At 47.7% G+C, this 15110-nt stretch carries 13 protein-coding genes; 3 read left to right on the forward strand and 10 right to left on the reverse strand.

Going from position 1 to position 15110, the window contains the following annotated elements; translation table 11 throughout:
* The 7 genes from pyk to J7I83_RS00065 form a co-directional block, all read right to left on the reverse strand.
* Positions 1–759 (reverse strand): pyruvate kinase (gene pyk / locus J7I83_RS00035; protein ID WP_215098640.1); only part of this gene is annotated, 759 nt, incomplete at its 3' end.
* Between the two features lie 22 nt (positions 760–781).
* On the reverse strand, positions 782–1741 hold the full coding sequence (pfkA, locus tag J7I83_RS00040) for a 6-phosphofructokinase (RefSeq protein WP_215098641.1): 960 nt from the start codon (positions 1739–1741) through the stop codon (positions 782–784).
* Positions 1742–2031: 290 nt separating this feature from the next.
* Positions 2032–3000 carry an acetyl-CoA carboxylase carboxyl transferase subunit alpha gene (gene accA, locus J7I83_RS00045; RefSeq protein WP_215098642.1) on the reverse strand — a complete coding sequence of 323 codons (969 nt, stop codon included), beginning with the start codon at positions 2998–3000 and terminating at the stop codon, positions 2032–2034.
* Positions 2993–3865 carry an acetyl-CoA carboxylase, carboxyltransferase subunit beta gene (gene accD, locus J7I83_RS00050; RefSeq protein ID WP_215098643.1) on the reverse strand — a complete coding sequence of 291 codons (873 nt, stop codon included), beginning with the start codon at positions 3863–3865 and terminating at the stop codon, positions 2993–2995. The genes accA and accD overlap by 8 nt, the downstream gene beginning before the upstream one ends.
* The gene (locus J7I83_RS00055; RefSeq protein ID WP_215098644.1) at positions 3849–4499 is read right to left on the reverse strand and encodes a FadR/GntR family transcriptional regulator; all 651 of its coding nucleotides are present in this window, start codon (positions 4497–4499) and stop codon (positions 3849–3851) included. Before J7I83_RS00055 ends, accD begins: the two co-directional genes overlap by 17 nt.
* Positions 4500–4612: 113 nt before the next feature.
* A complete protein-coding gene (gene dnaE, locus J7I83_RS00060; RefSeq protein ID WP_251047361.1) occupies positions 4613–7669 on the reverse strand; it encodes a DNA polymerase III subunit alpha in 3057 nt (1018 codons plus the stop codon).
* Between the two features lie 18 nt (positions 7670–7687).
* A complete protein-coding gene (locus J7I83_RS00065) occupies positions 7688–8632 on the reverse strand; it encodes a DHH family phosphoesterase (RefSeq protein WP_215098646.1) in 945 nt (314 codons plus the stop codon).
* A gap of 92 nt (positions 8633–8724) precedes the next feature.
* Here J7I83_RS00065 and J7I83_RS00070 point away from each other — a divergent pair, with 92 nt between their 5' ends.
* Positions 8725–9030 carry a YtpI family protein gene (locus tag J7I83_RS00070; RefSeq protein WP_215098647.1) on the forward strand — a complete coding sequence of 102 codons (306 nt, stop codon included), beginning with the start codon at positions 8725–8727 and terminating at the stop codon, positions 9028–9030.
* Positions 9031–9121: 91 nt separating this feature from the next.
* Here the strand turns inward: J7I83_RS00070 and J7I83_RS00075 are convergent, their stop codons facing one another.
* Positions 9122–10429, reverse strand: a complete 1308-nt coding sequence (locus J7I83_RS00075) for a DRTGG domain-containing protein (RefSeq protein ID WP_215098720.1) — start codon at positions 10427–10429, stop codon at positions 9122–9124.
* Positions 10430–11126: 697 nt separating this feature from the next.
* The gene (locus J7I83_RS00080) at positions 11127–11807 is read right to left on the reverse strand and encodes a metal-dependent hydrolase (RefSeq protein ID WP_215098648.1); all 681 of its coding nucleotides are present in this window, start codon (positions 11805–11807) and stop codon (positions 11127–11129) included.
* Between the two features lie 252 nt (positions 11808–12059).
* On the opposite strand from J7I83_RS00080, the gene J7I83_RS00085 reads away from it, so the two are divergent.
* Positions 12060–13157 carry a M24 family metallopeptidase gene (locus tag J7I83_RS00085; protein ID WP_215098649.1) on the forward strand — a complete coding sequence of 366 codons (1098 nt, stop codon included), beginning with the start codon at positions 12060–12062 and terminating at the stop codon, positions 13155–13157.
* A gap of 46 nt (positions 13158–13203) precedes the next feature.
* On the opposite strand, the gene ald is transcribed toward J7I83_RS00085, so the two are convergent.
* Positions 13204–14319 carry an alanine dehydrogenase gene (gene ald / locus J7I83_RS00090; protein WP_215098650.1) on the reverse strand — a complete coding sequence of 372 codons (1116 nt, stop codon included), beginning with the start codon at positions 14317–14319 and terminating at the stop codon, positions 13204–13206.
* Between the two features lie 252 nt (positions 14320–14571).
* Between ald and J7I83_RS00095 the strand changes: the two genes are divergently transcribed.
* Positions 14572–15078, forward strand: coding sequence for a universal stress protein (locus tag J7I83_RS00095; RefSeq protein WP_215098651.1), 507 nt, complete (start codon positions 14572–14574; stop codon positions 15076–15078).
* Positions 15079–15110: the final 32 nt, after the last annotated feature.

Consider the following 15110-nt stretch of genomic DNA (forward strand, 5'->3'; position numbering starts at 1 on the left):
CGGTGGAATTTCCACGCCCAGGTCGCCACGTGCGACCATCAAGCCATCAGAAACCATGATGATTTCATCAATATTGTCTACGCCTTCTTGGTTCTCGATTTTTGGAATGATTTGGATGTGCGCGCCATTGTTCTTTTCAAGCAAGCCACGAATTTCCATAACATCCGAACTTCTTCTGACAAATGAAGCTGCAACAAAATCAACGTTTTGTTCAATGCCAAACAAAATATCCTGTGTATCTTTTTCCGTGATCCCGGGCAATTGAACCGAAACCCCTGGCACATTGACGCCTTTTTTGCTTTTCAATGTACCGGCATTTTCAACAGTTGTATGAATAATACCATTTTCCTTGTCTAGGCTCACCACACGCAATTCGATCAAGCCATCATCCAACAGGATGACCGATCCTGCCTCAACGTCTTCAATCAATTGTTCATAGGTAATCGAGAACCGCTCGGCAGTCCCCAACACTTCAGACATGGACACTTCGATTTTCTGGCCCGTCACCAATTCAATCGAATCGTTTTCCATTTGGTGGGTACGAATTTCCGGGCCCTTTGTATCCAGCAGAATGCCGACAATCTTACCGGTTTTTTCGGCCGCTTCGCGAATCCGTTTGATGCGCAGCGCATGTTCTTCGTGGTTGCCGTGTGAAAAGTTCAGGCGGGCAACGTTCATACCCGCTTTGATTAAGCGTTCAAGCAGTTCAGGTGTTTCACTTGCAGGTCCGATTGTGCAGACGATTTTCGTTTTCCTCAATAAACTCACTCCATTTACCGTTTTAAATTGCTAATTCTTTAGATAAAGTATACAAACTCATATCAGCATGATGCGCAGCAGTGAATGCTTCTGTCATATCATAGTCTACCACCTGGTGATTTTTCATGCCAATAGCTCGTCCTCCAACACCTTCAAGCAGAACTTCCACTGCACGGGCTCCAAACAAACTGCCTAAGACACGGTCCCGCGCTGTTGGTGATCCACCGCGTTGGATATGGCCAAGTACAGAAACACGCGTTTCGATGTCCGTCTTTTCTTTGATCATGTCGGCCAGCTTGTTGCCGCTCATGACCCCTTCAGCCACGATGATGATGCTGTGGCGCTTGCCGCGGTCTCGCCCTTTTTGCAGACGATCGATCATTTCATCAATATTATAATTCTCTTCCGGAATCAGAATGGTTTCTGCTCCACCGGCAAGCCCTGCCCATAGCGCTAAATCACCGGCATCGCGTCCCATTACTTCCACAATGAAAGTCCGTTCATGGCTTGTTGCCGTGTCGCGGATCTTATCGATTGCTTCGATTACAGTATTCAGTGCCGTATCAAATCCTATCGTATAGTCAGTTCCCGGAATGTCATTGTCGATGGTTCCTGGAACACCGATACAAGGAAAGCCTTTTTCAGTCAAAGCCATCGCTCCACGGTATGAACCATCCCCGCCGATAACTACGAGTCCTTCAAGACCTTCTTTTTTCATTTGTTCAATCGCCTTTAATTGGCCTTCGTTTGTGCGGAATTCTTCGCAGCGAGCAGAATACAGCTTTGTGCCTCCCCGTTGGATAATATCGCCGACATCTCCTGCTTCAAGCGTTTTGATGTTGCCTTCGATCAGTCCCTGATAGCCGGAATAAACGCCAGCCACTTCGATGCCATGAAAAATCCCTTTACGGACAACCGCACGGACAGCCGCGTTCATGCCCGGTGAATCTCCTCCACTTGTCAAAACTCCAATTTTCTTCATAATACCCCTCCTGCAGTCCATTTACTCTGTTTACCTTACCACGCCAAGGCGCTACTGTCAGTCCTGAAAAGCCATACAGCATATTAAGATTTTGTTGCATTTGCCTGATCAGTTCCGAAGAGCCGAGCCATTCCGATAAATTTTGAAACTATGTAAATCATCCTGTTCTAAGGCGCTTTGGGCATGGCTCACATCCTGTTGGTCCGAAAGCGCAACTGTTTTGCGGAATACCTGCTGTGAAAGATTAGTAGTTCAACTTAAACAAAAAGAACCGCCGAGGCGGTTCTCCATCATTCACTGAATACACCGATTGATTTGAACTTCCGGTAACGCTGGTCGACCAGCGCTTCGCCCGACATGCCATTCATTTCTTCCAGTGAGCGTCTGATGGCTTCTGAAATGATTGATGCCTGTTTCTGCAGATCGTGATGTGCACCACCACGTACCTCTGGTATCATATGTTCAATTATTTTCATGTCCAGCAGATCGGGGGCAGTGATTTTCATCGCTTCGGCAGCTGTTTTCGCTAGCGCAGAATCTTTCCACAGAATAGAAGCCGCTCCTTCAGGAGAGATGACCGAGAATGTCGAGTTTTCCAGCATCAAAATCTGATTGCCGACTCCCAGCGCAAGTGCTCCGCCGCTTCCGCCTTCACCGATGACAATAGACAGCACCGGTACTTCGAGTCCAGCCATTTCCACGAGGTTACGTGCAATCGCTTCACTTTGTCCCCGTTCTTCCGCAGCTTTGCCCGGGTATGCACCTTTCGTATCAATCAGGCAAATGATCGGCCGTTTGAATTTTTCCGCCTGTTTCATCAGGCGCAAAGCTTTCCGGTAGCCTTCTGGATGGGGCATACCGAAATTCCGTCGGACATTTTCTTTCGTATCCTTGCCGCGCTGATGTCCGATAATGGTAACCGGCTGGCCGCGGAAAGAAGCAATTCCGCTGACGATTGCGGCGTCATCCCCGTACAGACGGTCTCCGTGCAATTCAATGAAGTCCTTGAAAATCAACGGAATGTAGTCGAGGGTTGTCGGACGTTCAGGGTGGCGTGCCACCTGGACGCGGTCCCAAGGTTTCATGTTTTCGTAAATTTCTTCTTCGAGTTTGGAAAACCGGTCTTCTAGAGATTGGATCTCTGAAGTCAAGTCCACTTCAGCATTTGCTGTATATTCCTTCAGCTCTGAAATCTTTGTCCGCAGTTTAATGAGCGGCTCTTCAAAAGGCATCGACTTTTTCCCATTTTTCTTAGCCATTTGCCACAGCCCCTTTCGTATGTAAACGCACGATAGTCGCCAAGGTATTTTGCATCGAAGCACGGTGGACCACTGCATCCAATTGTCCATGATCAAGCAAAAATTCAGCCGTCTGGAAATCTTCCGGCAGTTTTTCGCGAACTGTCTGTTCAATGACGCGGCGTCCTGCAAAACCGATCAAGGCTTTTGGTTCAGCGATATTGATGTCTCCCACTGAAGCGAAACTTGCTGATACTCCACCGGTTGTCGGATGTGTCAGAATGGATACAAACAGTAAACCTTCATTGCTGTGGCGCTTTAACGCGACGCTGGTTTTGGCCATCTGCATTAAAGAAAGTACGCCTTCCTGCATACGCGCCCCACCACTGGCTGTAAAGATAATGAAAGGCAATCTGCGCGCTGTAGCCGCTTCAATAGCCCGTGTAATCTTCTCGCCCACAACTGAACCCATCGAACCCATCCGGAAATGGGAATCCATCACGGCCAACACAATGTCCTGCCCAAGCAACTTACCGGATCCTGTTAATACCGCTTCGTTCAAACCGGTTTTTTCACTGTCCGCCTGAACCTTTTCTGTATAGCCAGGAAACCCGAGTGGATTCTCCGATTTTAAATGGTCGTCCATCGACTCGAAGCTCCCCGCGTCCAGTAAGCCATTTATGCGTTCATACGCGGTCATTTTGAAATGATGGTCGCATTTCGGGCAAACTTTATTATTTTTTTCCAAATCCTTCGTTAAGGTGATTTCCTTGCATTCGGGGCACTTGGTCATCAGTCCTTCTGGTACGTCTTTTGCAGATTTCGAAGGAATAGTTGCTTCTTTTCCGTCTTTATTGCGCTTAAAAATATCACGAATAATTGCCATTGCGTACTCTCTCCTTTTGTAGCCATTCACTCCAAGCCTTGAACTCGCGAATGGCTGTATCTGCGTCTTGCCGCTCGATTGCGGTCAATATATCGTTCATGCGGTCTATTTCTTCTGAAGAAACGGTTCCCTCATACGGATTTCCGCTGTACTGCTTCAATAAAAACCAGATTTTCAATGACAACCGGTTGCCCGACAACACCATCAGTTCACGAACAAAATCTTCCCGCTGAAAACTTTCACCTTTAAGGCGCAGACGAAAACTGTCCCAGACCCTCATTTGGCTGGCCGCTTCATTTTCGCAAATTGCCTGGATAGCTGCCATTTCATGAAGTTGGCGCGTTTGAAAGACGTCCTCATGCGATTGATTGTCCTGCAGAACAAAAGTCGACAAGACTTCAACTAATTTATGGTTTCGGTAATCAGACAAGAACGTGCCTTCTCCTCTGCGTGTTTCGATCAATCCCAATAATTCCAGGCTGCGCAATGCTTCCCGTAAAGTTGAGCGGCCAACCTGCATGGTTTCGGCCAATTCCCTTTCAGATGGAATGCGGTCGCCCGGCTTGATTTTTTCCTGCCGAATCATATCACGAATGTCCCGTACTATATCCAAATATCGTTTCGATTGACTCATGACGGCTCCTCAGTTCCCATTTTTTTGAAAGTGGTCTGGCCACTCATATCCTCTACCTTACAAAAAAAACAGTGCCACGTAAAGAAAAAACTGCTTTTCTATGAGAAAAGCAGTCATGTTTCTATAGTTTTACAGATAATAGCCGTTTTTTGATTGCGATTTTCGACCACGCCCTGGATTTCAAGGATTGCCTGCGGTTCCAGAAGAAGATTGTATTTCGCATACTCCACTGGAAACAGCGTCACGGAGACAGAACCCGTTTCGTCCATCAAAGTCAGGAATGCCATGGCATCACCTTTTTTCGTGCGGATCCTTTTGATATCGTCCAGCATCCCCAGCACCGTCACCGATTCCCGGTCCCGTTTGGTTTTCAGCGATTTCAGCTCCTGATAGGTTTTCTGGCGATTTTCTTTCTCGCGTTCAATCGGATGCTTGGACAAATAAAACCCAAGAACTTCTTTCTCATAATCGAGTTTCAGGGTTTCAGGCATGTCCGTGGCCTTGGTATATTTCGGTTTCATAAAACTGGATCCCATGTCATCAAACAATCCAGGATCTTCAGTCGGCTTGACGAGTTCTGCGTGCTTGATGGCACTATCGAGCGATGCCAATAAAACGCCGCGGTCATGGCCAAAATCATCAAGAGCCCCCGCTTTGATTAATGGCTCAAACGATTTTCGGTTAAAATGCAAAGCCGAAATGCGTTCGGCAATATTGAAGAGGCTGCTGTAAGGCCCCTCTTCCCTGGCAGCAAGCAAGGCTTTAATGGTCGTTCCCGGCACCCCTTTTACCGTATTCAGGCCGACTCGTATCTGCCCGCTTTCCACTGAAAACGAATGGCGGCTTTTTTGGATAGACGGCGGCAGCAGCGGAATTTTCTTGTCCTTAACTTCCTGCAGCAGCTGTTTGGTCTTTTCGGCGTTGCCGGCACTGCTGGTCAACAAACCCGTATAGAAATAGACCGGATAATGGGCCTTCATATAGCTCAGTTGGTAGGAGATTATGCTATAGGCAACGGCATGGCTTTTTGGAAAGCCGTAATCGGCGAAACGGACAATCAAATCGTAGACTTCTGCCGCTTCCCCTTCGGAAAACCCTTTGCCTTTGGCTCCACCGACAAAATGTTCACGCTCTTCGTCCAGGATCTCCCGCTTCTTCTTACTGACTGCCCGCCGCAACAGATCGGCTTCTCCCAATGAAAAGCCGGCCATTTTCGCCGCAATGTGCATGATCTGCTCTTGGTAGACGATAACGCCATAGGTTTCGCTCAAGATCGGTTCAAGAATCGGATGGACGTATTTAACAGTTTCCTGCCCATGCTTCCGTCTGGCATACAAAGGAATGAATTCCATCGGACCCGGCCGGAACAAGGCGTTGACTGCAACAATATCGCCAAAGGCTGTCGGCTTGATTTGCTGGAGTGCGCGGCGCATGCCATCGGACTCTAATTGAAAGACACCTGTCGTATCACCTGATGCCAATAGTTTGTATGTTTCGGCATCTACTAGTGGAATGCTGCGGTAATCGATTCGCTTTTTGGTATCCCAATAAACCAGATTGCGGATCTGTTCCAGAATCGTTAAATTGCGCAGACCGAGAAAATCCATTTTCAATAAGCCAATCGCTTCCAGTTCCTGCATGGGCCATTGTGTCAAATAAATGCCTTCGTGCCCTTTTTCAATCGGAACATGGTCAACCAGCGGGGTTGGACTTAAAATTACACCAGCCGCGTGAGTGGAAGCGTGGCGCGGCAGCCCTTCCAATTTCAAGGCCGTTTTAAACCAGGACTTGCGTTCTTCCTGTTCTACAATCCAGTCATTCAATGCCGGAGACTCTTTCAGGGCTGACCGCAGCGTCGTGCCTGGGCGGTTCGGAATCATTTTCGAAATGGCTTCAAGCTCTTCCGCTTCAAATCCGAACACACGGGCCGTGTCGCGGGCAACAGCTTTGGCTGATAAAGTGCCGAATGTAATGATCTGCGCCGTTCGGACAGCACCATATTTCTTCGCCACGTAATCTACCACTTCATGGCGTCTGTGATCGGCAAAATCGATGTCGATATCCGGTAGCGTGACACGCTCTGGATTTAAAAAGCGCTCAAAGAGGAGGCCATGTTCAATGGGGTCTACATCAGTAATCTTCAATGAATAGGCAACGAGCGAACTGGCTGAAGACCCACGTCCCGGACCAGTTAGGATATCCTGATCCCTGGCATATTCCATAAAGTCCGCGACAATCAGGAAATAATCGATAAAGCCCATTGTGCCAATAACCGACAATTCGTAATCCAGTCTGTCCTGATAAGGTTTTGAAAAACCGGGAATCCGTTCAGTCAAGCCCCTTTTGCACTGCTCGGCAATAAAAGCCGCTTTGTCGGTTTCTTCAGCCACTGGAAACACGGGAAGCAGCTGGCGATTCATCGGAATGGTCACCTGGCAGCTTTCCAGCAGATCCGCCGTACGCTGGAGCCATTCTGGATGATCAGCGAACCAGGATTCGAATTCTTGACGGCTTGGAACGTAGGCAAAGAGATGCTCAGGCTTCTGCCTCTGCGGATCATTCATTTTCAGGCCCTGGCCGATTGCAGATGCCACTTCGAAGGCAAAGGCATCTTGCTCTGTCAAATACCGGATTTCGTGTGAAGCGATGATCGGCAGTTCCATGCTTTCGCAGAGCTCGGCAAATGCCGCCTCCTGCTCGGACGGAATTCCGCCAGGCCGTTCAATGCTGCTGAACGCTGCCGGGCCGAACAAATCTTTTATGTATTGGAACACCGGTATTCGGTCTGTCAGCAGCCACTCGATTTTATTCGGAATAACGCAGATTAGGCCTTCCCGGTAGGCTTTCAGCCATTGTTCCGGTATGGACTCTTTGTCCCTTGTCGATAAAGCGCTGGATATCTTCAGCAGGTTGCTATAGCCTTTATTCGACTGAGCATACAAAACGACAGGATAATGCTGTTCTTCATACTCGATAAGCGCCGAAAGGCCGACTACCCCATGGATGCCGGCACGGCGGCATTCTTCCCAAAACGGAAGAATGCCGTATAGTTTGGTGTTGACAACTGCAGCTGAAACGGCTCCCTGTTCCTTCAAATATGGGAAAAGTTGATCAAGGCGCACCGTACTTTTCAGCAAATCAGCCGATGTGCTTATATGCGGATAAACCATTGACAACCCACTCCCTCCTTAATTTGCGGCAGCACAGATTTCAGCAAGGCGCTGAATTACCTGATCAGCTTCCTGCCATGAATAGGCTGTTGCGCCAGAAGCCATTGGATGGCCTCCGCCTCCGAATTCCTTGGCTAATGTATTGATGATCGGGCCCTTTGAGCGCAGGCGCACCCGGATTTCAGTATCTTCTTCAATTAAAATAACCCAGGCTTTTATGCCTTTGACATTGCCAAGCGAACCAACCAGCAAAGAAGTGTCTGTTGCAGTAACATCAAATTCCCGTAGAATGTCTTTGGTGATTTTGACATGGGCAGCGCCATTTTGATTCATTTTGAAGTTCTGGTACATATAGCCCTGCAGATGCAATAGTTTGCGGTCCATTTCATACATGCCATTATGCAGTTCATTGCGGTCGAAATCGTATTTGATCAGTTCGCCTGCAATCGCAAAGGTCTTTTGTGTCGTGCTTGGGAAAAGAAAGCGACCGGTGTCTCCGATAATTCCTGCATACAATAAACGAGCCGCTTTTGCGGATAAGGTCCAGCCTTCGTGTTCACGTCCATATGTAAATAGCTCGTAAACCAATTCCGAGGCCGAGCTAGCCGTCGTATCGACGGATACAATGTCACCATAAGCATCGTCATTCGGGTGATGATCGATTTTGATGAGCTTTGCGCCCATCTCGTAGCGCTGATCGTCAACACGCTCCTTATTGGCGGTGTCGGTCACGATCACCAATGCGCCTTTGAAATCCTGATCTTCTACCGCATCGGGAAAATCCAAAAAGTCCATCGTGTAGTCGTGCGTCCCAGCAGCCAAGATGCGCTTGTTCGGATAATTTTGCTGCAATAAGTATTTCAGGCCGAGCTGAGAGCCGTATGCATCTGGATCCGGCCGCACATGACGGTGAATAATGATGGTGCTGTATTCTTTAATTGTGTCGATGATTTGACTATTCATTTCCGAGTTCCTCCATTTATAAGGAAATCCATTCGCAATTTAGCTCAGTTCTCAGTACAATGAGAGTGAGTTTTGGAATTCAGGAGGTCCCTATGTTAATATTTGTTGTTTTAATCATTGTATCATTTGTCATTTATTTTTATAACAAAACAAAGCAATTCCGTACACGCTCAGTCTTGCCGATCAGAAAGAAATGGTATGCTGCACGTGCATCTATGGCTTTGGGAAGTTTTGTTGCCCTTTTCGGCATCAATCAGCTGTTTGTATTCCAGAGTGCGATTACGTACATCGTTTCAGCCATTTTTATCGTTCTTGGACTCGCTCTTGTTTATTACAATTACAAAGCGTCCCGGCATTATCACGCATTTCTCGAGGAAGAAGCAGACTTAAACCCTTAAGCGGCAGCTTCCAAGATAATTTTCAGGCAGCAGGCACACTCCTAATCGAGTGTGCCTGCTGCCTTTTTTACGATCCGATATAGGGAGGGCTTTAGCGATCCAGTAGTTGGAACGTCAACATCGCTTTCCCGACGATTTGGTGATCGAGGGAAACCTCGACTTCAACCTTGGCGGATTTTCGGCTGATGTCCAGAATATTGGGTCTGACGAACACCAGCGCATCCAACTGAACAGGTTTCAGGAAGTATATTGAAATATTTTCCAGGACACTGTCTTTTCGGTTTTTCGTTTTTAAAGCCGCTCCCGCCGCTTCTGTGAGGATCATCGTATATGCACCATGAGAAATTGATCCATAGGCATTGGTCATCTGCGGAGTCACACGGAACTCCAAAATCAATTTATCGCCAGACTGCTGATGAAGCTGGCTTTTGATGATGTCGTCGATTGTTTCACCCTGCTGCGGCTGGCGTTGGGCGGTTTGTATCGCTTTCAAAACGTCCTGTCTGCTGATGACGCCTTTCAGTTTGCCGTGGTCATCCGCTACCGGCAAAAGATCGATGCCTTCCCAGATCATCCGGTGCCCAGCAGCCGCAACACTCGTTTGCATGGAAACGGTGATTGGCTCTTTGGTCATCACTTTTTCCACTAATTCAGCTGGCGGATGTCCGATGACATCCCGCGATGTGATGATGCCGACCAATTTATTGGAGTGGTCGACGACCGGAAAACCGCCATGTGTTGTTTCTTCATTCAGTTCATGATAGCGGCTGATCGGGTCTTTGAGATTTAAATGCGCCGTCACTTCCAATGGAATCAAAATATCTTCTATCAAAAGAATTTCTTTTTTGATCAATTGATCGTAAATCGCCCGGTTGATCATCGTTGCCACGGTGAAAGTATCGTAGCTGGTCGAAATGACCGGCAGCTCGAATTCATCTGCCAGCTTTTTCACTCCTTCGGAGGCTTCGAATCCACCCGTAACCAGCACCGCTGCCCCTGCACGAAGCGCGTATTCATGTGCTTTATAACGATTGCCGACAATCAATAAATTGCCTGCTTCCGTATAGCGCATCATGTCTTCCAGCTGCATCGCCCCAATGACAAACTTGTTCAGGGATTTATGCAATCCAGCTCTGCCCCCAAGCACTTGACCATCAACTATGTTGACGATTTCTGCATATGTCAACCGTTCAATATTCTCTTTTTTCTTGCGTTCAATACGGATCGTCCCGACACGTTCAATCGTCGATACTAATCGTTTTGTTTCCGCTTCTTTAATCGCCCGGTAAGCCGTACCTTCACTCACCTGCAGGTCCTTCGCAATGCGCCGCACCGAAATCTTCTCGCCCACGGCCAAAGTCTCAATATAATCCAATATCTGTTCATGTTTAGTCGCCATGATTTCACCCATTCTTTCTGCGTTCCTGTAACTAATAGTGTAGCATAATTAATAGAAAAGTGGAGACGGGCGTTCTGCTCCGACAGGCATAAGACGCTGTGGCTGAGCGGCATTTTCTCAGCCGCACTGCCAGAGTAGCTTATGTCCCGAGGAGCAGCCCGTCGGAACTAGACAAATGAAATGTGGAGGTGGCCGCTCAGTTCCGACAGGCATAAGGCGATCCAGCCGAGTGGCGCTCTTTGCCACACTGCTGGATTGACTTATGTCCCGAGGAATTGGCCACCGCAACTGGACAAATAGAAAAGTGGAGGCGGGCGTTCTGCTCCGACAGGCATAAGACGCTGTGGCTGAGCGGCATTTTTTCAGCCGCACTGCCAGAGTAGCTTATGTCCCGAGGAGCAGCCCGTCGGAACTAGACAAATGAAATGTGGAGGTGGCCGCTCAGTTCCGACAGGCATAAGGCGATCCAGCCGAGTGGCGCTCTTTGCCACACTGCTGGATTGACTTATGTCCCGAGGAATTGGCCACCGCAACTGGACAAATAGAAAAGTGGAGGCGGGCGTTCTGCTCCGACAGGCATAAGACGCTGTGGCTGAGCGGCATTTTTTCAGCCGCACTGCCCCAGTGGCTTATGTCCCGAGGACCCGCCGAAAAACAAAAACCCGAAAAGCCTCAGCTCTTCGGGTTTTATTAATTGCTATAATTCGATGTTGCCGCCTGGCTCTAAGATGTTGACTTCTGCATCTTTTACCAGGGACTTGAAATGCTCGGGATCCTGCTTGATTGGTGGAAATGTATTGTAATGGATCGGCACCACCACTTTTGGCTTCAATAATTCAACTGCGAAAGCCGCATCTTCCGGCCCCATCGTGAAAAAGTCGCCGATTGGTACAAACGCCACATCAATGTCGTTGCGTTTGCCAAGAAGCTCCATATCTCCGAAAATTTCGGTGTCTCCCGCATGGTAAATCGTTTTGCCTTCCGCTTTAAAGAGGATTCCGGATGGCATGCCACCGTACACCACTTCACCTTCTTCTGTCGTGTAGGAAGAACTATGGAAAGCTTTCGTGAACTTCACCACACCAAAATCGAATTCATGGGCGCCGCCCAGGTTCATGCCGACTGCATTCACTCCCTGGCTCTCCAAGTAATTGGCCAGTTCGACCGGAGCCACCACCTGTGCATTATTGCTTTTCGCCAGTTCGACAGTATCACCCACATGATCATTATGGGCGTGCGTTAATAAAATCGCAGTAGGCTTTTCATCAGCAACCTTCAAATCCGTCAGTTCATTGCCATTGATGAATGGATCAATTAGGATGGTGTGCTCGCCAGTTTTGATTTTCACAACTGAATGACCGTGATATGAGATGTGCATAAAATCCCTCCAATGAGTTTTTAACGATTGCTGGAAAAAATGAATTCTTCCAATCTTTTTTCGTAAAATCTTGCAACTATTTAACAAAAATAACTTTCAGCTATTCGTAGGGGATGGAGCAAACCAGCGGAAACCCGCAGGAAAGTGGAGCAGGATTGCGCAATACCCCCAAGCACAGCTTGCTAGTTCAACTCACATAGCTGTTTTATACCCTTTTTTTTGATATGCTACACATGTAGAGGAGGAATACATATGACCAAAATCAAGCAATTACAGAACTATTTAAAAGAGCAATCAATCGACGCGGCGTTCATTACCGATCCGTTTAACGTCTTTTACGTCAGCGGTTTCCAGAGCAATCCGCATGAGCGCCTGCTCGGTGTCATGGTGTTTGCTGAAGCCGAACCGTTTCTGATTTGTCCGAAGATGGAAATGCCGGATGCCAAAAATGCCGGATGGACAGGCGAAATCGTCGGACATGAAGACACACAAAATTCCATGGAGATTTTGCACAACACAGCCCAGTCGCGCGGAATCGAATTGAACACCATGGCGATTGAAAAAGCGCATATGACGGTTGACCGCTATGACGCCATCCTTTCCTTATTCAGCTCGCTTACCATTGTCCAATTGGACGACCAGTTGAACGCCATGCGTGTCATCAAGAACGATGCGGAACTGCAGATTTTGCGTGAAGCCGCGGCATTGGCTGATTACGCGATTGAAGTCGCAGCTAAAACAATCAAAGAAGGCATCACTGAAATTGAAGTGATGACAGAAATTGAATTGGCATTGAAAAAACGCGGCGTTACGCATATGTCGTTCGATACGACCGTATTGACAGGCGACAAAGCCGCGTCTCCACATGGCAAAACCGGCGACCGGAAACTGCAGAATGGCGATTTGGTATTATTCGACCTGGGCGTTGTCCATAAAGGCTATTGCTCAGACATTACCCGTACATTGGCGCTTGGTGAACCTAGCGAAGAGCAAAAAGCGGTATACGAGATCGTCTTACAGGCTGAAACGGCAGCGCTGGAAGCTGTCAAGCCCGGCGTCACTGCAGCAGAACTCGATCAGATTTCACGCAAGGTCATTACGGATGCTGGATACGGCGAGTACTTCACGCACCGCCTCGGCCATGGCCTCGGCATTTCCGTGCACGAATTCCCTTCAATTCACGGAGCGAATCCGATGAAGATGGAAAAAGGAATGGTCTTTACACTCGAGCCGGGCATTTACGTTCCCGGCAAAGTCGGTGTCCGCATTGAAGATGACGTGGCAGTCACAGAAGACGGTTATGAAGTATTGACGAAATTCCCGAAAGAACTTCAAATCATCCAAAACTAATAACAAAAGCGGCATCGGAATTATTCCGATGCCGCTTTCTATGTTACTACCCTAAAATATCATCGACTGATTTGTACTCCAGCCCCTGCTCAGCCGCCACTGCCTGATAAGTGACATGGCCAGCCAGTGTATTAACACCTTTTTTCAAAGCTTCATTGTCACGGACTGCCTGGGCAAATCCTTTATTGGCAATCTCTACGGCGTAGGGCACCGTGACGTTTGTCAAACCGATGGTCGAAGTGCGCGGAACAGCACCCGGCATATTCGCCACTGCGTAATGGACTACTCCGTGCTTCACATATGTCGGCTCGTCATGTGTCGTGATGCGGTCGCTGGTCTCAAGAATCCCACCTTGGTCAATCGCGATATCCACTACGACTGAACCTGGATTCATAGATTTGATCATGTCTTCCGTCACCAGTTTAGGCGCTTTGGCTCCAGGAATCAAAACCGCTCCGATGACCAGGTCTGCTTTTTTCACAGACTCCGCAATATTCAGCGGGTTGGACATGAGCGTTTGGACATCCTGTCCGAACTGGTCATCCAATTGGCGCAGGCGATCCGGATTCAAATCCAAAATCGTGACGTTGGCCCCCATCCCGATTGCTACTTTTGCGGCATTGGTGCCGGCAACTCCTGCTCCGATGATGGAGACATTGCCGCGTCCGACCCCCGGAACCCCACCAAGCAGAATTCCAGCGCCTCCATGTACCTTCTCTAGGAATTGAGCTCCGATCTGTGTGGACATTCTGCCTGCCACTTCACTCATCGGCGTCAGCAACGGCAAGGAATTATTCGGCAATTGCACCGTTTCGTAGGCAATGCCGGTCACTTTCGCTTCCAGCAGCGCCTGCGTCAATTCCTTTTCAGGTGCCAAATGCAGATAAGTGAACAAAATCAGCCCTTCACGGAAATAACGATATTCTTCCGCTTCAGGCTCTTTGACCTTCATAACCATTTCCTGTGCCCATGCTTCTTCTGCAGTGGCAACGATTTCCGCTCCGGCTGCACTGTAATCTTCATTCGTAAATCCGGAACCAAGTCCAGCTCCCGCTTCAATAAACACCTTGTGGCCATACAACGCCAAGTTGACGACGCCGGCTGGAGTCATCGCAATCCGGTTTTCGTTGTTTTTCACTTCTGTCGGTACCCCAATTCGCATCTTGAAACCCTCCATTTTGTGTTGGATAGAATAAGTCATAATAAAAAGAATTTTCTGAAATCATCTACATCTTAACAGAATAAAGCTTTTTGTGCTCGTAATACATACTTTCCTCCCTGTTTCCAATTTCTTTTCAAGGAAAATAGTCGCCGTTAATTAGACAAAAAATTCTATAAATTATCTTCAATTCAGCAGGAACTCTAAAACTTATAGCGAATGTTTATAGTGAGAGACAATAAGGAGGAATGTAGGATGACATTAAAGTATAATCAAATTCTTGTAGCAGTAGACGGTTCCAAAGAAGCTGAATGGGCATTTAAAAAGTCAATTGGCATTACCAAACGGAACAGCGCGACATTAAATTTGGTGAATGTAATCGATACCCGATCATTTGCTGCAATCGAGGCTTATGACCGTTCGATCGCTGACCGTGCTCAAAAGTTTGCAGAGGATTTATTAGAAGAGTACAAAAAAGAAGCCATAGACGGCGGTGTTGAAAAAGTGAACATCATCGTTGATTACGGTTCTCCGAAAACCATGATTTCACGGGATTTAGCCCAAAAAGTGGAAGCTGACCTTATTATTTGTGGTGCTACCGGATTAAATGCCGTGGAACGCTTCTTAATTGGCAGCGTTTCTGAACATATTGTCCGCTCTGCTAAATGTGATGTTTTGGTTGTGCGCACACAAGAAGCTCAGGACGATGCACCGAAAGAATATTACTCAGAAGACAAATCAGGTAAACCTGAAAACTTTTAAACTATACAGAAAAAAGCCTTTCACATTTGTGA

This window comes from Planococcus sp. ISL-110, from assembly GCF_018613575.1.
GTDB lineage: Bacteria > Bacillota > Bacilli > Bacillales_A > Planococcaceae > Planococcus.